The following is a 17,291-nucleotide window of genomic DNA, read 5'->3' on the forward strand; positions in this document are numbered from 1 at the left end:
TCCCCTATAAAATAGTAAAAAGCAGAAGGTAACTACCCCTCTGCTCTTTCAATGCTTTTGAAATCGGCTGCTATCCAATTTGGTTTAAAATTGCTGTTATTTGCTCTTGATGTTGCTTAATAATTTGCTCAATCAAACTCATGTCTTGTCTCGCTTGAACTATACGTTTTTCTGCAGCTGCCAGTATTTCCTCAGCAGCATTCAAGACAGCGATGGAATGCCCTTGAACTGAGCCCCACTGACGAATCTCGGTACGCGTTTGATGGATCATCTCCGTTTTAGCTTGGAGTTCATCGAAATCCAGCTTTTTAGATCTTCCGATACTGTCTACTAAAGCTGTTACATTCGCGAGTTCTCGTTCGATCTTGTTTTGGTAGATTTCTCTCTCATGTTTAGTGTCTCCATTCAACGCATCCAGCTTTTCTTTAGCGTACATTGATGCCCCTAATGATTGGCCTGCTAATCCTTCAAGTCGTTGTAGATCTAGCTTAACTTGGTTCCTCTGCAATAAGTCTAGGTTTTTCTGTATCTTTGTAGGTAAGGTTATTCCAGGATCTGCAGCAATATTTTGTGCATCGATCTCCTGTTTTAACTCTATTAGGTCTGTAGGAGTCGAAGAATAATCATTTGATTCCATATCCCTTTTGATATCTGACAAGACGCCTACCTGAAGATCAGAATATTCGATCTCAGAGCGGAAATCATTGTTTCCACATCCATAGAGTACGCTTAGGGTAAGGATGAGGACTGTTACTTTAAGCAGGTTGTTTTTCATTTTCATTATAAAACCTCCATGAAAAAGATTATTATTTTGTTCGTTGCTAGAAGCCTCTCTATAAAAAAATAAAAAAAGAGCAACATTCTAATGAATGTGCTCTCTTGAAATTCCACTTAAGGAAATTATGTATTTTTAAAATAAACCATGAATTACTAAATAAATACCTTTGTCACCGTTGCTTTCAACATTACTATGTAGTAAGTTGAACAACCACTTTTCTCAAATCCACATGAATTCGTACTCATGAGTCCATCGTTACAAAATTTCATTTTTTTGTCTTCATGAAATGCATGTACACAAATTTGAATTTTGCTAAATGAGATAAGCTACAAATTGATTTACTCTCTTCATATTATATCGAACCCAGAATTTTGTAAACAGGATTGGTAAATAATCCTCCTTGAGAACATTCAAAAACTGAAAATATAATCTACGCTCTAATGCCATTATCAATGTCATATAGGTTTTGCTGCAGTAAGAATTACTTTTTCGCTTGGTAGAATTGTAGAGACGCCATGTTTAAAAATAAAATTTTGCTTTCGATCTGGAGAGTTTAAAACAAGAGAGTATTTATCATAATGAGATATCGTGCCAGTCATCTTTTTCCCATTAATTAAGTACAGTTCGACTGGTATCTTTTTCATTAGGCAATGCGATAATAGATCGTTTGAATTATGCTCAACATTGCAATTTTGCCTTGCAGTGATACCTACAGCAAATACAGGAACAATTGAAAGAATAGCATGCTTATAAATAAAAGCTTGGTAACCGCCTTTCTCAACTTCAATGACTATGGAGTAAGCATCATAGTGTATGATTTTACCCATCATTGGTACACCATTGCCCAGAAAGAGGGTCACTTTCACTTTCTCTCTCCGACATTGATTTAAAAAGAGATCCTGGACATTGTTGCTCATTTATACCACTCCATCCTATTTATTCGTATAAAGATTTTGTTGTGCAACACAATTGTGTGACTATAGCAACACTTTAATATAGAAATTTATTACTAATCCAAGCGTTGTGTTTCTTTGTTAAGGTAGCGAGATCAGGGTACATTTTTGTTTGATAGATTAAATTCTCACTTAACACATTAAGGACAGATTCACTAAATTCTTTCAGATTTATTGGTGTAGATTTGTGAAATTTAAAAGTAGTCAGCCCTTTAATCATCGAGTGAAGGTCGTAAGAATCCATAATCTGCGAACTCGAACCATTGCTACTTTTTCGACCACTAATAACCTTCCATAGGAAGCCCCAAAATTCTAATTCCTTGGTAAGAAGATGTGTATTAAGCAAAGGCTGGACAAATCCAAACATGGTTAGGTGTGACGAATATTCACCTATAGTTTTATCCTCGTCAATACTATATGACCAGAGAAACCGATAAAAGAGGTCGATGATGAGTTCAGTAGTTGAAGTCCAATCAACTATTGTATCCCTAGGGAAAGTTAATATAAAATAATCATGCCTTTTCTCCAGTACAAGAGGTCCACTTGTCTTATCAATAATACTTGTAAGATTCAATATTCAATCCTCCGATCTTAATCATAAATCCGTTATCAATTTTTACAAATATATTGATAATACGTTGTTTAAAGAATTTCATGCAACCAAATCGATAAATCCTTATCTTAAGTGTTCCTTACATCGTCTTATTATATTTATATGATGAAAACAAAAATCAAGCCTGTAACTCCCATTACAAACTGTGTAAATCCAGATCCGAAATCATCATTCTTCATTAGAAGTGATCCCGTGTATACAAATAGCACAGAACTTATTGGTAGAATTGATAGAACTAAAATTTCAAACAAATGATCATGGATGTTCAGTTTTGACCACCCCAATCCTATTGCCAAACATAGGGGTAAAATAAAAAGACCTATTAATAAAACCTTCCTTCCCCAAGAGAAGTCTTTGATTCTGATCGTAGCTAAGCGATCTATCCCACATGCAGCTGCTGCATGAACAATTCCACAAAATACGAGAATTGGAATAGAAACTCCAAAAATTCCGTAAATATAATAAAGAATCCCCATTAGTGAAGGTCTCGTTTCTCAGGTGCACTGAAAATATAAATATGACTTACCATATGGATGAAGACTGCAGCAATGATAATAGTAAGAACCCACCAATCCAGGTTAATCTCTAAATTAAAATTCACATCAGTTATTCTCATGAAACCGATCGCCACCACGAGTAATACTATGATTTGTGTGAGACTAAGTAAGAATCCACCTGCTATCTGTTTTAATTTCAACCCAAGTCCCCCTTATCCATCTATGTAAACAAAGTATACCATTTGGCCAGCAAAATGTATATCATGATTTACATTTATGCGTCTTGTCATTTACTTCTCTTTTCACTATCATTAAAGTGAAAAAAGTAGAGTGCAGCACCCTACTTTTAAAATCCCTTATGCCAAGAACTTATTTTGTTTTACCCGTGAGAATGCTAGCATATGGCGAATCTGCAGGGATCATAATAACAGGTTCACCTTGTAGTGAGGTCACATAGGATTGGAGTGTACGATATAGGTCATAAAACTCTGTATCTCGGCTGTACGCTTCATTATAAATTCGAGCTGCTTCTTGTTCACCCTCTGCAAGGGTCTTTTGAGCTACCAAATTGCCTTCAGATTCAATAATCCTTGCTTCCCGGTCTGCCTCAGAGGTTTTTTTCTTAGCCTCTTCTTCCCCTTCGCTAAGGTAATTTGCTGCTATAGAATCTCTTTCTGAAATCATTCGTTTATAAACACTTTGTTTATTCTCTTCTGGAAGATCAGTCGTCTTTATTTTGATATCCACAATGGAAATCCCGTAGTTCTCTTCCATAAGGTTTCTTACCTCTGTCGTGATACTAGCGTTCAGATCGTTCCGGGATCCCGAAGCATTCTTTTGTAGTGATGTATTAATGATGGCACCATATTCAGATTCCGAGAGTTTTCTTCGTACAGTATTGTACACTGCAGCATCAATCCGTTCTTCGCCGGATTTTACTGTCTGTACACTTTTCAAAAATTTGTTTACACTACTAATTCTCCATACCGTATAATTGTCCACCATCATGGGTTTTTTATCTTTAGTAAGAATAGAAGTAGATTTAGATGTATATATTTTTTGCTCTTTAGGAAGTCGAGTTATTTTTTCGATGAGGGGAACCTTCAGCTTTAACCCAGCAGCATTTTGGACACGTACAATTTCACCAAACCTTGTAACGACTGCATATTCGTTTTCTTTTACTTTGAAAGTAAATAGTGACATCATGACGAAGGCGCCCAGTATCAAAATGATCGTCAACCGAAGGAACCATGATTTATATGAGAATTTGAAGGTAACGTTCAAGCGAGGTACTCCTCTCTATTCACTTTATTTTTTAGTCAAATCAGTTAAAGGGAGATAGTTGACCGTCTGGCCATTCCCATCAACAATAAAGATCTTGGCTTTGGGGTAGACTTTCTCAATGGTCTCCAGGATCAATCGCTTTTTTGTGATTTGGGGATTTTTTTTGTATTCCTCATAAATGGCGTTAAACTCCTTTACATCCCCCTTTGCACCATTGATGCGTTCTGTCTTTTCACTGAGGGCCTGTTCCTTAGCAGCATTGGCAGCTGCTCTGGCTTGAGGGATTACTTGGTTGCGGTGTTTTTCTGCCTGGTTAATCTTTGTATTCTTCTCTTCTCTAGCATCGGTAACAGCAACAAACGCTTTGGAAACCTCTCCCTCAGGCGGTTCAATGTCTTGGAATTTGACATCGAGAATATGTATTCCTGTGTTGTACAGGTCGTTTGAAGCAATCAGTAATTCTTTTACCTCTGCCTGGATTTCCGTTTTGCCCTCTGTGATAACATAATCCAGTTTTTTGCTACCAATTACGCTGCGGATCGCGGCTACGGTAGCATTACCGAGGAAATTCTCAGGACTATCAGTGTTATATAAGTAGTTTTTTGCATTCGAGATATTGTATTCTACGATCGCATCAGCCCAAACGATGTTCTCATCACCAGTGATCATGAGAGCTTCGCTTTCTACTGAGACAGCCTTGTCCCCATCCTGCCTAAATCCAATCTCAATACGATGTGTCTTGTTCGCATCAACTTTCTCTACACTTTGAATCGGCCATGGCCATTTTAGATGTAACCCTTGAGTACTCTCATTTGTTACCTTTCCGAATGTCGTCACAACTGCTACTTCTTTTTCTTGTACAGTATAGGTTGAATTAAACAACAAGAATCCGCCAAGCAAAACAAAAACGAGGCTCTTCTCTGTGATTTTCATACTAAATCCTCCTATTTTAGATAATGCTTTGAAATCTAATTTTTCCGGTTTGATCGCTAGTTACCGAGGTGATGTCATCAATAGTGCATGCTTGGGTGAATGACTGAACATGACGAACTGAAACAATATAATGAAGATTCGATGCCAGCCAGCGCTGATTGAAAAGCATATCTTCTTGGCTAAGATCATCTACGTAGGATAGATTAAATAATCTACTGAGTTTTCTGATTGCATGTTCTGGATTCTTAGCTACCAGAGTAGTCATGCATCCCTTCATTCCTTTTCCTATCAGATCAAAATATTTGCTTATCTCAGTCGTTCCTCTTAATTCAGACACGTATAAATAATCCGCACGTAGTAAAAGCGCTTGATCAAATAAAGATGACTTTTGTTTGCTGTTAGATGCAGTGAATAGAATAGAATCCGAGTTAGGGACGTATACAGCTGGTCGGTGATCCTCAATCACCAAACTTCTAAATCCTACTTTAGCGTTGGATGCGGCAAGGGAATACAGCAGGCTGGTTGCACCTTTACCATCTTCAGTAATCAAAAGGATGTTCTTTTTTTGAGCTATTAAGGATGATATTTGCTCCATAGCGTTTGTTGGTTTTGTTGTCGTTTGCATACATTTGTACTCCTTCATAGATCTTTAATTTTTATGTATCCTCTACAAGTACTTTTTCTTGATATCATTTCTTCGATCTTGTATTGGATGTGAATTTGTTGCTACAATCGCTTGTTTCAACATGTCGGAAAATCCGGAATTCCCACTGGTACTTGATGACGAGTCTTTTTTGAGTTCACTTGCTTTCGGTACCGGTGGTTTCATTGTTACTAAAGGAAACACTTCTATTATTCTCAGGGGTCCCACCAACTAAAAGCGCAAAACATACGCTAAGCAAATTTCGACATGAAGAAAGCCGAATTTCCCTACGTTAAGGAATCATCGGCTTTTATTTTTATTGATTAAGAGGGCGCAGCGAATGTAAATTTGCTATTTTCTTCATATCAAAGGTGTATTCTCCAAGAAAATTGATATGTTCCCATCCTAGTGGCGAAATATGCTTTAATAAGTTCTCTCGCAAATTTCCTTTTTCTTTCAACAATTTTGTTGCTTCGGTTAGATATACGGTATTCCATACGCTAATTGCGTTAATTATAATGTTTAAAGCACTTGCGCGTTGAAGCTGATCCTGTAATCCCCTTTCCCGTAACTCACCCCGTTTTCCAAAGAATAATGCTCTTGCCAAACCATTCATAGCTTCCCCTTTATTTAATCCTCGTTGGATACGCCTACGTAGTGCTTCATTAGATATGTAATCCAAGATAAAAATGGTTTTTTCTATTCTTCCCATTTCTCGCAAAGCAGTAGCTAACTTGTTTTGCCTTGCATATGACCCTAATTTCCCCATCATAAGCGAACCAGAAACTTTACCTTCTCGAATAGAATGGGCTAAACGGAGCACATCATCAAAGTTCTCTTGAATAATCTTTGTGTTAATTCGCCCACGAAGTAAACTTTCAATTTCGGGAAAATCACTTGGCTTTTGAATTGTGTATAGTTTAGCATCGGTTAAATCACGAAGCCTTGGTGCAAAACGAAAGGCTAACAAATGACTTAAACCAAAAACTTGATCGGTATAACCAGCCGTATCAGTATAATGCTCCTCAATATTTAATTCCGTTTCATGATGAAGCAACCCATCAATGACATGTACAGCATCTCTTGCATTGGTATTAATGACTTTTGTATAAAAAGAGGAGAATTGATCACTTGTAAAACGGTAAATGGTTGCTCCTTTACCTGTGCCATAATGAGGATTAGCATCAGCATACAGCGATGAAACACCAACTTGTACTCGCATTCCATCTGATGAGGAGGTGCTTCCATCTCCCCAATATGCTGATAGAGAAAGCTTATGCTGGAAATTTACCAGAATTGCCTGAGCTTTATTTATAGCATCATCATATAGGCGCCATTGTGCAGCATTAGCCATTTGGTGATAGGTAATTCCAGGCGTTGCATCTGCCATTTTTGTCAATCCAATATTCGTTCCCATTGCCATGAGTGCAGCCATCAGAATGACCTTTTCCTCTCCCTTTGGAGGCCGATTGGTGGAAGCGTGTATTAACATTTCGTCAAATCCTGTCCATTGCGCTACCTCCATTAAAAGATCAGTGAGCTTAATTCTTGGAAGCATGTTATATAAGGATAAACTGAAGTTTCGTGCTTCTTCCGGGGTATCCTTTTCCAAACGATCCACCCTAAGTTTTGCTTTTTCAATATTTACTCCTTCAAGATCATCAAGCTTATTTGAAACCCCTGTAAGGCGTTGAGCTAGAGCCTTCCTTCTTTCCTCAAGGTATTCCTCTGCTGATGAACGAACTGCTAGTCTAGTTTCTTTAAGATTGGTTGTTGTCCATTCATCATTAGGAATAAGGTACTCCTCGAAGTTTTTATGGAGCCTGCTACCGACTACAGATATATCTCCTGAACGAATATGATTTTTTAATTCCGTTAGGGCAGCCATTTCATAATAATGTCGATTAATTGTTCCTTCCTCATCGTACACATGCTTTTGCCATCGTTTTGGAACAAAATCTAATGGAGACCCTTCTGGAACTTTTCTTTTTCCGGACTCATTCATCTCGTTCAATGTTTTTAATGCACGTAATAATGGTTCAGCTGCTTTTGTAGAACGAAATTCTAGAGATTTAAGAAGAGCAGGCGTATACTTTCTCAGATAAGTAAATCGATTTTCTAGCAAGTCAAGGTAATCATAATCCATCGGCCGGGCTAGTTTTTTTGCTTCTTCAACTGAAGTAACGATTTTATCCCAAGGCATTACCTTTTCAATGGTGCTAAATGGATCAAGCCCTTCATCTCGTGCTTGAATAAGCGCAGCCCCAATATCTGCAAAATGAACGACTTTTTCATTAACTGCTTTACCATTTTCCTGTTGTATTTCCTCTTGAGTTTTGCGACCTTTGGATTGTAAAATCATCATTTGCCGATCATGAATTTCAATTGCCTGGTCAATTAAGTCCTGACTGAGTGTCACTAGGTATGCTACAAGAATGGCGTATTTCTTATTTTCCTTAAACCTACGAAATGAATGGGGTTCATAACGTGCTCCGATACGTGATAATTGAAGCAATCGATTGGGATGCACTTCATTTATATTTGTCGGAAGCTTCAAATCCCGAATATATTCCAAACGCTCTATTACCTTTAAAAAGGCATCAGGTGATGACTGGCCGGGAAGTTCTCTTAACCATGCTAATGGGGTTTTCCTGCTTTCCACGAAGGGGTCGATAAGTTTATCCATTTTTTGCTTTTGCCAGTCTGAAAGGGTCTTGGTTAAAGAAATAAAAATCTTTTCCTCTGCCCTCCGACGGGTTTCCCAAACAAGTCGCTCTATAGTAGTTATGCCAGGAAGTATTATTTTTTGATTTAGTAGTTTGTCTTGAACGGTACGAAGTAGGTAAATAGAATTCTCATTTTGTAGGGCATGTTGCAATAAAAACTGTGATGCTTCGCGATATTTACTAGAAGAGAAGTTCTGATAACCATACACTTGTCGGATTTTTTCCATATGCTCATGTTTAGTTGGGTCCCGTTGGGCATATAAAGAAAACGATTTGGGATTTGCATTTATTTGTCTTGCGATGTATTGGATTACGTAATCGGGAATGGGTTCAACATCTGAGAGGGACCATCCAGGAAAACGCAAAACACATAATTGGACAGCAAATCCTAAACGATTATGGTCTCTTCTATGTTGTTTAATAATTTCAAGGTCATATTGTGAGAAAGTATAATAGATTTCTAGTTCACGTTCGGTCAAATCAGCTGGAATTCGTACAAATTCTACTCTTTGATCGGTTGTAAGTAGTTCTTTCCCTCTTGATGCCATATTTTCCACATCCTTTCGCAAGTAAATTTATTTATTTTTCTAGATATCAATAAAAAGTTGATCTGGAAGATCCCAATACTGTAACGATTGTTCTATTGCCACCAATGTTTTTTTATTAAAAGCTGCATATTTCTTCCTAACCGATTTAAGCGCCAATTATTATAACTGCCACATTTCTTTTGCTTTAGAAAGTAACTCTTCCAATTCAAGCTTATATTCTTCCATCTTTTCGATTGCAGCTGGGTCATTTTCATCTATCGGTTTCATATTATCATCATCATCAACGTAGAACTCATAGGTTTCTCGATCCTTCTGTATGCTGAAACCATACTCATATCCACCAGTTATTAATGGCCATATAATTAAAGATTCTTGGTCATCATCATTAGAAATTGCCAAATTTCCAGTAAAACTTAAATAACCTGGTTTTTTTATACTATAGATGTAGCCATCATCTTTTTTTAGTAAATGTACACCAAATTCATTTTTAGGAACAACTTCTACAAACTTATGATATTTGATAGAAGTGATTAAAAACCAACTCAAATTCCAAAGGGCAAATATTGATACAATAATTATGAGAATATTTTTCCTATTTAATTTCATTAGTTTCATAGATTTACCACCCTGTTTCCTTGTTTTTTAATGTCTTCATCGTGTGTAACGAGTATAACCGTTTTACCTTGTTTATTGAGATGTTTTAAAATGTCGAGTACAGTCTCTGCATTTTTCTTATCGAGAGAACCAGTTGGTTCATCTGCCAAAATGACATCACTTTTTTTAAGCACAAGGCGAGCTAATGCAACTCTCTGCTGTTCTCCTCCTGATAGAGTGTAAACCTTTTTATTCACCTTATCTTTTAGTCCAACTATCTCTAAAACTGCCTCTATTGTTATATCGTTCTTTGAGTCTTTCCGAACCATATTTAAGTTCTCCGCGACAGTTCTATTATCAACAAGGGCAAAGTTTTGAAAGAGAAATCCGATCTTATTCCTGAAATACTGTACCTGGTTCTTCCTCTTACTGATATCTAAACCATCCACCAAAATTTCACCGCTATCAATTTTTTCAATGGCTCCAATCATATTAAGGAGGGTTGTTTTTCCGCAGCCACTGGGACCCGAAAAGATGACAAACTCACCATCTTTAATGTCTAGATTTAGATTGGTAAAAAGAACTTTGTCCTCAAAAGCTTTTGATAAATTTTTAATTTTTATCATAAGCTACCTCCTTTTAATATCTTCTGTATATTTGATTCTTCTATTTTACGTATATAAGCCAATATTACGGACGCTTCTAGTATTAAGATAAACAAGCCTCCAACAGCTACATAGTAAACTTCCTCCACATTTGTTATAATACCAATGGCAACTGCTACAACAATACTGATTACAGTGCTGGTAATAGTCATCAAAAGGATCTTCTTATTTTTTTCCATGATGCTGTACCCCAAGATCTTTTTAATGGATAGTTCAATGGCATTGACTTCGTATTCCAATCGGATTATGGAATGGATAATAATCAGTTCAAGTATAAGCACTAATACACTAAGAATCACATTCATATACAAAACCCTTTTCACAATATCCCATTGGTATTCGTATTTTTCCAGTACATTGGTTATACTACGAAATTGATCCGTCAGACCATACTCTTCAATAAATGAATCAAACTCATTCTGAGATATTTTATACATAATGTCATGGTGATAGGTTGACTTAAAATCCTTCTCATTTATTGGATAGTTTGCAATATTCGCAACTGTATTGTTATAGATAATAATCGGGTTTTTAATAAGATCACTGCCGTTTAGGAAAAATTCATCAATAGTAATGATCTCAACATTATCCTCATAATAGATAACGCCAAAGTCATACTGGTAAAAATCCCCTTCATATACCTTCACCCGATGGTTTAACCGGTCAATAAGATCTTTATCCTTAGACAAATCTTTAGGAAGAATAAAGTAGATATCCTTTTTCAAATCTGCACCTTTAAGCTCTTCAATTTGACCTAACAAATAATCAAATGCATTTTTATTCGCTAAAATTGTATCATCCTCTTGTGACTGAGTGATATTCACTAATGTGGTGGCATCAAATCTTTCAAAAAACCTTCTGTAAAAGGTTTCATACATTACCGAATCCTTTTCAACATTACTATCATCGGTACTATCGCTATTCATAGTGGGCTTATAGCCTAAATTAGTGTAAAAGTAGCCAGAATGTTCTTCGAAAAATGCCCGTTGTTTATGAAATGTATATCCTTCAAAGATAGCTGCAATATTGCTGGAAATAATAAAGACTGTGAGAATGACTGTTATAAGTTTCATCCCATAATTCAAAGCCAATAGCTTTTTCGGGACTTTAACATTGGAGAAAACTTCTTTCAAATCATAGAAATAGAGATTAAAATAAAAGGCTGCGTTTATAACCAGCAATACAAAAAACATAGCTAAGGAAATCGAAAACTGAAAAAATACATTGCTATTATGGGACATTAGCAACAGTGATATAAGAAACACAACTCCAAAGACAACGGTATCTAATACAATGTTTTTCCAAATGATTTTGCTGATTCGTTCGCCTAATGATACTCGTATAAAGTTTTCTTTTTTCTGTAATATCACATCATAAAAAGACAGAAAAAGAATCACGGTATCGATGAGCAACCAGATAAAGAAAGTATTCTTCGAGGACTCATTGTCAGGATATCCTTCGTTGGGATGATTTCCAGCATACTTGTCAATCAAATCTATTTTGAATTGTTTAACATTATCCTTGCTGCCAATGACATTATAATCATTTACATTTGCGATATTAGGAATATCTTTAAAATCAAAGAAATGCACCTGTGTTGTACCCAACAAAAGACTTTTATATTCCTTTTCAAATATTTTTAGATAGTCATTAATGTACTTTTCAACACCTTTACTCCCATAAATATTGATCTCTTTAAGTAATGTGCTGTTAACACTTGAAGTGAGTGCAAATACCTCAACGTCATTACGCTCTGCGGAATCTAGAATATCCTGAAACATCTCATCAGCAGTGGTGTTCTCTTGCAGATACATGGTTGTATTAGAAAACACAGCATTAAAATTATTTAAATAAAGCTGATGGCTTTCTCCTATGATGAGCAGTCCCATCATAATCACAATAAAACTAACGATAAATTTAATGTTCTTCAATGAGTATCCCCCCTTATAAAGTAGACATAAATAAAAACTCCCCTCGTTTCAAACGAAATATCTTTCGTCATTACAAGAAGAGTATAAAGTGTAATATTCAACTTTTTATCTACTTTTCGGCGTGGTCTATCAACTTAAAGGTTGCAGAAACTTCTGCACCGCCATTTGATGTATTATTTATAACAAGTTGTCCTCCGTGCTTTTCGCAAATAACTTTACAGATATTAAGTCCCAATCCAACATGCACTTTGTCGGGTTCTTTTTTATCGCGAAAAAATGGTTTAGTTGCACTTTGAAGAGCTTCTTGCGAAAAACCAACACCATCATCGGCAACTATAATTGTAAGCATTTCATCAGCTGCCTCACATGATATTGAAATCCTTTGTTTTGTATATCGAATTGCATTCGAAAGCAGGTTTTCAAAGGCTTGTGTAACCAAATTTATATCGACATTTATATTTGAACAACTGCTTTTTGACTCAAACACTATATTTTGGTCTTTCCCCAAAATATTAGCAGTTTCTTGCAGTTGACTACTAAAATGATCAAAAGATATAGGGTAGGGGACAACTTCGATTTCTTCTAATCTTTGTATAGAATTCATACTAGTTACGTGGCATTCAAGCCGTTGAATATGGTTGTTCATTGTCGTAATAGTTGAAAGAACTTTATCTTTTGAAATTTTATCCTCCGGAAGATATTTTATAAGAAAATCTGTATAGCCACGGAGGACCGTCAAAGGTGTTCTTAAATCATGAGAAAAGGCTGCATTCAGTTTTTTTCGCTCTTCCATTGCTCTCCACATGATACGATTATTTTTATCCAAAGAGGAACGCATTTTTTCAAAGGCGTTGCAAAGCTTCCCCATTTCATCTTTAGTATCATACTCGATTTCAAAATCTAAATCATTGTTTGATATTTTTTCAGCCCCAGAAATCATTAATTCCATTGGCTTTTTCAACTTTAATTTATAGAAAAGCAACGGAACACCAACCAGAGAGCAAATAGCAAATATGGGGATTAAGACAAAGGGAAGTCCCTGATATATGATATACAAAAGCTTATCTGTGGGTGTAAAATATTCTGTCACATTTGTTGTGTCATAAGTTTTAATAACTTCACCGGACTCATCTATCTCAGAAGTATAAGGTACTACTCCTGAACGTAAATATGACCATTGAAGATCCAGAGCTAGTCCTCCTGTGTACTCCAAGGTTTTAACAGACAGCAGGGTAGCAATTAATCCAAACCCAAGCATAAATATCATAAAACTGAAAGAAATCGGCATATTCTGAAATGCTTTTTTTATCTTACCCATTTATATCCCACTCCCCATACTGTTTCGATATAGGGCTTAGAACCAACAGCAGAGAGCTTTGCTCGAATCCTTCGAATATGCTCTGCAATTACAGAACTATCCCCCTCACTATCCCATCCCCAAAGACTCTCATAAATTCGTTCTTTATCAAAAACCTGACCGCTGTTCAATGAAAGGAATTCAATAATTTCAAATTCCTTTTTGGTTAGCGTAACTTTTTCACCCTGAAAGTGAACTTCCTTTGTTGTAAAGTTGATAACAAGCCTATCTTCAAATTTTGCTTTATCTTTATTCACTTGACGCTGATCCCGTCTTATATGTGCTGCGACCCGTGCTCCTAGCTCAACTATGCTGAAAGGTTTCACAATATAATCATCACCACCAACAGCAAAGCCGTTTATTTTGTCAGTATCCTCTGCTTTTGCTGTCAAAAACAGTATTGGACAAGAAACAAATTCCCTGATTCTTTTGCAGACTTCAAGTCCATCAAAGTCAGGCATATTAATGTCAAGTAATATCAACTCTGGCTGTTTTTCTGCTTGTTTGATAGCTTCAGTTCCGTTTTTTGCTGTTAGCGTCAAATAATCATTTATATCAAAATAGTCTTTTAGCAAATCGACTACATCTGGTTCATCATCAACGATTAAAATTGTATTTTTCAACTTTTTATCCTCCAATCCTATGGACCAATTTTATCAATTAATTATCTATTTTTTATCAAAAATTCTAAGAAATTATACAAAGGGGTTCAGTCCCGAAATTGCGGATTTACAACGCTAAACTATTTATGGTTAAAAGTGGATGGTTTAACAACGATAATACATTTGAGACCTTCTGGTTCAGGCGTTCTTATTGCGGTATTTGTTGCAAAAGGAATCGCATAAGGCTGCTAATAACACCACCAAAATCGCTCATATAAGCAAACTGAAATTTTTTCCCACCTAATCGTAGGTGGGTTTTTTTGTGTTTTTCTTTGACTATTTATCTAATTTGTTTTAGATTTTTTGTGAGGCGAGAGCAATATTTTGTTAAGATAACAGAGAGGTGAATACATATGAGTGAACAAACACAAGGAACCAGAAAAGGTATTAATCCAATTCTTCTCACTGTGCTATTGGTAGTTGCATCGATTGTAATATTAATGGTGGGAAGGCAATTCCCTAATTCGAATTTGTGGGTGTGGATCATTCTATATTTAATAATCGATATAGGATTTATAGTATCAATGATATTAGGAATTAAAACGAAAGATAAACCTTTAATGGTATTTAGTATTCTTTCTAATACGGTTTTCTTTATCCTACTATCAATATGGATTTTCTTATTGGCTTTAGCTAACGGAATATCAGAACCTTAAACAAAAAGAAAGTCCCCAAATGATCTAACCCATTAAAGTTAGACAAATATTATTTATGCAACTTTTAAGACTTGAGTTCGGTACTCTACCGGACTCAGGTCTTTTAATTTTGCCTTCATTCGTTTGTGATTGTAATAGTAAATATAGTCCGCTAATTCCCGTTCAAAAGTGTTCAATACTGTCAAATTCCTGTAGATAAAGGAGTTCAGACTTTAATAAGCCAAAGAAATTTTCCATAACTGCGTTATCCAAACAGTTATCCTTTCGAGACATGCTCTGTGTAATTTGATGCTATTCTAATGTTTTTTGATACTGTTTCATTTGATAATGCCAACCTTGATCTGAATGCAGAGTTACTTGGTCTCCTGGATGAAGATGTTCAATCGCTTGGTCTAACATATCGCCCACCAATTTGTAAACCGGACGTTTCATGACGGTATACGCTATTATTTCGCCATTACACAAATCCAGTACTGGAGAGAGGTAACGTTTCTCACCAAATAGGTGGAATTCTGTAACATTAGTTACCCATTTTTGATTCATTTTCTCGGCAGAGAAATCGCGATTTAAAACGTTCGGAGCGATTTTGCCTACATTTCCTTTATAAGAACGGTACTTCTTCATGCGTACCAAGCATTTTAAACCGATTTCATTCATTAACCGATTGATGGTTTTGGGATCGTGTTGAAACCCTCTTTTTTTTAGCTCTTTCGTGATACGACGATACCCATAACGACCTTTATATTCATGATAGATCTCGTTGATAGCTTCTTTTAATTTCTCATATTTTTCAGGTTGATTTACCCGTTTTTCCCAATAATAATACGTGCTGCGTGGAATGTCAGCGACTTCAACTAAATCCACTACCTCATACTCATCCTTTAGTTCGAAAATTACTTGCGCTTTGATTTTGTTTGTAATTTTTCCTGCATTTGAACTAAAGCATTGAACTTTTTTAAGTAGGCATTCTCCATTCGTAATCGTTCGTTTTCTGCCTGTAAGGCCTCTAATGATCCCTCTACTGGTTGAATAGATTTCTTTGTCTCTTTTTTCATGGATGGACGCCCCTTTTTCTTCGATTTAAGGGCATCTAATCCTTCCGTTTCAAGTTTCAGCTTCCAATCCAAAATAGTACTAGGTGCTGAAATATTGAAAATGGCTGCTGTTTCATACAGAGACGTCCCTTGTTCGTTCATATAATTAAGTACGTCTAGTTTAAACTGAACTGTATAGTTTGTATAGCTTTTAATAAGCCCTTCCTCACCATTATAATGATACTGTAGAACCCATTTTTTAATGAGATTATGCGAAAATTCCATATATTTTACCGAGGGACTTATAACCTCCCTCATTATTTAAATATCTTTGAACAATTTCTAATTTCTTTTCGAATGTAAATTTGTACATAAAAACACCCCGCAAATGTTAGTTTGGTGTCTAACATTCACGGGGCAGTTTCAAAATGGGGGCTTTTTTTTTGTTTATAGGTGGTTTATATCTCACAAGCATCTCCACTTATAGGAATCTAAGCAGTATATACGATTTTAAAAAAAGGAGGGGGAAATATGAGGGGAAATATGAAAATCTCACAATCAGGCATTGAACTCATTAAAAGTTTTGAAGGATTTTCTTCCAAAGCATACGATGATCTACAACCGAAGGTGACAATTACTAAAGAAAATCAAGTCAAAGGACATTAACTATTGGCTATGGTCATACCAGGAATGTGAAGGTTGGACAAACAGTTACAAAAGAGAAAGCCGAAAAATTACTATTGGCGGATCTTGTTGAATTTGAAAGGGAAGTTAACTCTTATGTGAAGCAAAGCATTACACAATCTATGTATGAAGCCCTCGTATCCTTCACTTTTAATGTGGGAGCTGATAATTTTTCCAAGTCTGCTCTCTTAAAATACCTTAATAAAGGGGATTACGAAAAAGCTTATCAAGAGCTTCCTTTATGGAATAAGTCAAAGGGTATCGTGCTTAGAGGATTAATTAACCGAAGACTAAAAGAAGCCAACTTGTTTAAAATGGATGGATTAAATGTAAGTGCTAATAAGGGGCAATCGGAAACAGGAAAAACTACATCAAAAATCAAGAGTGTTGGTCAGATTATTGTAGACGGAGTGAAAAACTACACTTACATTTATGAGAAAACTTCTGATACATCTAAACAATTAGGGAAAGCGAATAAAGGAGATCAGTTCGATATAGCTGGCTCTGTTACTGGTTGGTATGAAATCATATACGAAGGAGAACGGGCTTATATTAAGTCTAAATATTGTAGCAAAGTATAAAAAGAGCTGTCCTTTAAGACAGTTCTTTTTATACTTTTTTCTTCGCTTCGTACTCCTTTACTAATTTATAAAAAGTAGTTTTTGGTATTTTAAGAATGTCCCTATAAAGGTTGGATTTCCATTCTTTATATAGTTGTTTGAAGTTGTTTGGT

At 35.9% G+C, this 17,291-nt stretch carries 16 protein-coding genes and 1 pseudogene; 3 read left to right on the top strand and 14 right to left on the bottom strand.

Annotated elements, in window-relative coordinates; genetic code table 11:
- Positions 1-70: 70 nt before the first annotated feature.
- The 13 genes from P5G61_RS21935 to P5G61_RS21995 form a co-directional block, all read right to left on the bottom strand.
- On the bottom strand, positions 71-781 hold the full coding sequence (locus tag P5G61_RS21935) for a hypothetical protein (RefSeq protein WP_024630902.1): 711 nt from the start codon (positions 779-781) through the stop codon (positions 71-73).
- Between the two features lie 452 nt (positions 782-1,233).
- Positions 1,234-1,695: an RNA chaperone Hfq gene (gene hfq / locus P5G61_RS21940; RefSeq protein ID WP_024630903.1), complete on the bottom strand. Its 462-nt coding sequence runs from the start codon at positions 1,693-1,695 to the stop codon at positions 1,234-1,236.
- 73 nt (positions 1,696-1,768) lie between these two features.
- On the bottom strand, positions 1,769-2,305 hold the full coding sequence (locus P5G61_RS21945) for a hypothetical protein (RefSeq protein ID WP_024630904.1): 537 nt from the start codon (positions 2,303-2,305) through the stop codon (positions 1,769-1,771).
- 514 nt (positions 2,306-2,819) lie between these two features.
- Complete coding sequence (locus P5G61_RS21950) at positions 2,820-3,041, bottom strand: hypothetical protein (RefSeq protein ID WP_024630906.1); 222 nt, start codon at positions 3,039-3,041, stop codon at positions 2,820-2,822.
- A gap of 169 nt (positions 3,042-3,210) precedes the next feature.
- Positions 3,211-4,125, bottom strand: a complete 915-nt coding sequence (hflC, locus tag P5G61_RS21955; protein WP_024630907.1) for a protease modulator HflC — start codon at positions 4,123-4,125, stop codon at positions 3,211-3,213.
- 24 nt (positions 4,126-4,149) lie between these two features.
- Entirely contained in the window at positions 4,150-5,058 is a 909-nt protein-coding gene (hflK, locus tag P5G61_RS21960) for an FtsH protease activity modulator HflK (protein ID WP_036665381.1), read from the bottom strand.
- Positions 5,059-5,074: 16 nt separating this feature from the next.
- Positions 5,075-5,683, bottom strand: coding sequence for a P-loop NTPase family protein (locus P5G61_RS21965; protein ID WP_024630908.1), 609 nt, complete (start codon positions 5,681-5,683; stop codon positions 5,075-5,077).
- Positions 5,684-6,017: 334 nt separating this feature from the next.
- The gene (locus tag P5G61_RS21970; protein WP_024630909.1) at positions 6,018-8,975 is read right to left on the bottom strand and encodes a Tn3 family transposase; all 2,958 of its coding nucleotides are present in this window, start codon (positions 8,973-8,975) and stop codon (positions 6,018-6,020) included.
- Positions 8,976-9,134: 159 nt separating this feature from the next.
- Positions 9,135-9,590: a hypothetical protein gene (locus tag P5G61_RS21975; RefSeq protein WP_024630910.1), complete on the bottom strand. Its 456-nt coding sequence runs from the start codon at positions 9,588-9,590 to the stop codon at positions 9,135-9,137.
- Positions 9,587-10,195 (bottom strand): ABC transporter ATP-binding protein, encoded by a 609-nt coding sequence (locus P5G61_RS21980; RefSeq protein ID WP_024630911.1) that lies wholly within the window; start codon positions 10,193-10,195, stop codon positions 9,587-9,589. Before P5G61_RS21980 ends, P5G61_RS21975 begins: the two co-directional genes overlap by 4 nt.
- Positions 10,192-12,165 carry a DUF1430 domain-containing protein gene (locus P5G61_RS21985; RefSeq protein ID WP_024630912.1) on the bottom strand — a complete coding sequence of 658 codons (1,974 nt, stop codon included), beginning with the start codon at positions 12,163-12,165 and terminating at the stop codon, positions 10,192-10,194. Before P5G61_RS21985 ends, P5G61_RS21980 begins: the two co-directional genes overlap by 4 nt.
- Before the next feature lie 109 nt (positions 12,166-12,274).
- Positions 12,275-13,483, bottom strand: a complete 1,209-nt coding sequence (locus tag P5G61_RS21990; RefSeq protein WP_024630913.1) for a HAMP domain-containing sensor histidine kinase — start codon at positions 13,481-13,483, stop codon at positions 12,275-12,277.
- Positions 13,471-14,145 (bottom strand): response regulator transcription factor, encoded by a 675-nt coding sequence (locus P5G61_RS21995; RefSeq protein WP_024630914.1) that lies wholly within the window; start codon positions 14,143-14,145, stop codon positions 13,471-13,473. Before P5G61_RS21995 ends, P5G61_RS21990 begins: the two co-directional genes overlap by 13 nt.
- A 392-nt stretch (positions 14,146-14,537) precedes the next feature.
- Between P5G61_RS21995 and P5G61_RS22000 the strand changes: the two genes are divergently transcribed.
- Positions 14,538-14,840, top strand: coding sequence for a hypothetical protein (locus P5G61_RS22000; RefSeq protein WP_024630915.1), 303 nt, complete (start codon positions 14,538-14,540; stop codon positions 14,838-14,840).
- Positions 14,841-14,893: 53 nt separating this feature from the next.
- Here the strand turns inward: P5G61_RS22000 and P5G61_RS22005 are convergent.
- Positions 14,894-16,247, bottom strand: a pseudogene (locus tag P5G61_RS22005) (IS3 family transposase).
- A gap of 158 nt (positions 16,248-16,405) precedes the next feature.
- Between P5G61_RS22005 and P5G61_RS22010 the strand changes: the two are divergent.
- Both P5G61_RS22010 and P5G61_RS22015 read left to right on the top strand, forming a co-directional pair.
- On the top strand, positions 16,406-16,540 hold the full coding sequence (locus P5G61_RS22010) for a lysozyme (RefSeq protein WP_142245376.1): 135 nt from the start codon (positions 16,406-16,408) through the stop codon (positions 16,538-16,540).
- 26 nt (positions 16,541-16,566) lie between these two features.
- Complete coding sequence (locus tag P5G61_RS22015) at positions 16,567-17,139, top strand: lysozyme (protein ID WP_024630917.1); 573 nt, start codon at positions 16,567-16,569, stop codon at positions 17,137-17,139.
- Positions 17,140-17,291 lie beyond the last annotated feature (152 nt).

Source organism: Paenibacillus vandeheii (genome assembly GCF_030433635.1).
GTDB lineage: Bacteria > Bacillota > Bacilli > Paenibacillales > Paenibacillaceae > Paenibacillus > Paenibacillus vandeheii.

Coding starts and splice junctions, on each gene's coding strand:
- P5G61_RS21935 (WP_024630902.1), bottom strand. CDS start 781: ATGAAAATGAAAAACAACCTGCTTAAAGTAACAGTCCTCATCCTTACC.
- hfq (WP_024630903.1), bottom strand. CDS start 1,695: ATGAGCAACAATGTCCAGGATCTCTTTTTAAATCAATGTCGGAGAGAG.
- hflK (WP_036665381.1), bottom strand. CDS start 5,058: ATGAAAATCACAGAGAAGAGCCTCGTTTTTGTTTTGCTTGGCGGATTC.
- P5G61_RS21965 (WP_024630908.1), bottom strand. CDS start 5,683: ATGCAAACGACAACAAAACCAACAAACGCTATGGAGCAAATATCATCC.
- P5G61_RS21970 (WP_024630909.1), bottom strand. CDS start 8,975: ATGGCATCAAGAGGGAAAGAACTACTTACAACCGATCAAAGAGTAGAA.
- P5G61_RS21975 (WP_024630910.1), bottom strand. CDS start 9,590: ATGAAACTAATGAAATTAAATAGGAAAAATATTCTCATAATTATTGTA.
- P5G61_RS21980 (WP_024630911.1), bottom strand. CDS start 10,195: ATGATAAAAATTAAAAATTTATCAAAAGCTTTTGAGGACAAAGTTCTT.
- P5G61_RS21990 (WP_024630913.1), bottom strand. CDS start 13,483: ATGGGTAAGATAAAAAAAGCATTTCAGAATATGCCGATTTCTTTCAGT.
- P5G61_RS22000 (WP_024630915.1), top strand. CDS start 14,538: ATGAGTGAACAAACACAAGGAACCAGAAAAGGTATTAATCCAATTCTT.
- P5G61_RS22010 (WP_142245376.1), top strand. CDS start 16,406: ATGAGGGGAAATATGAAAATCTCACAATCAGGCATTGAACTCATTAAA.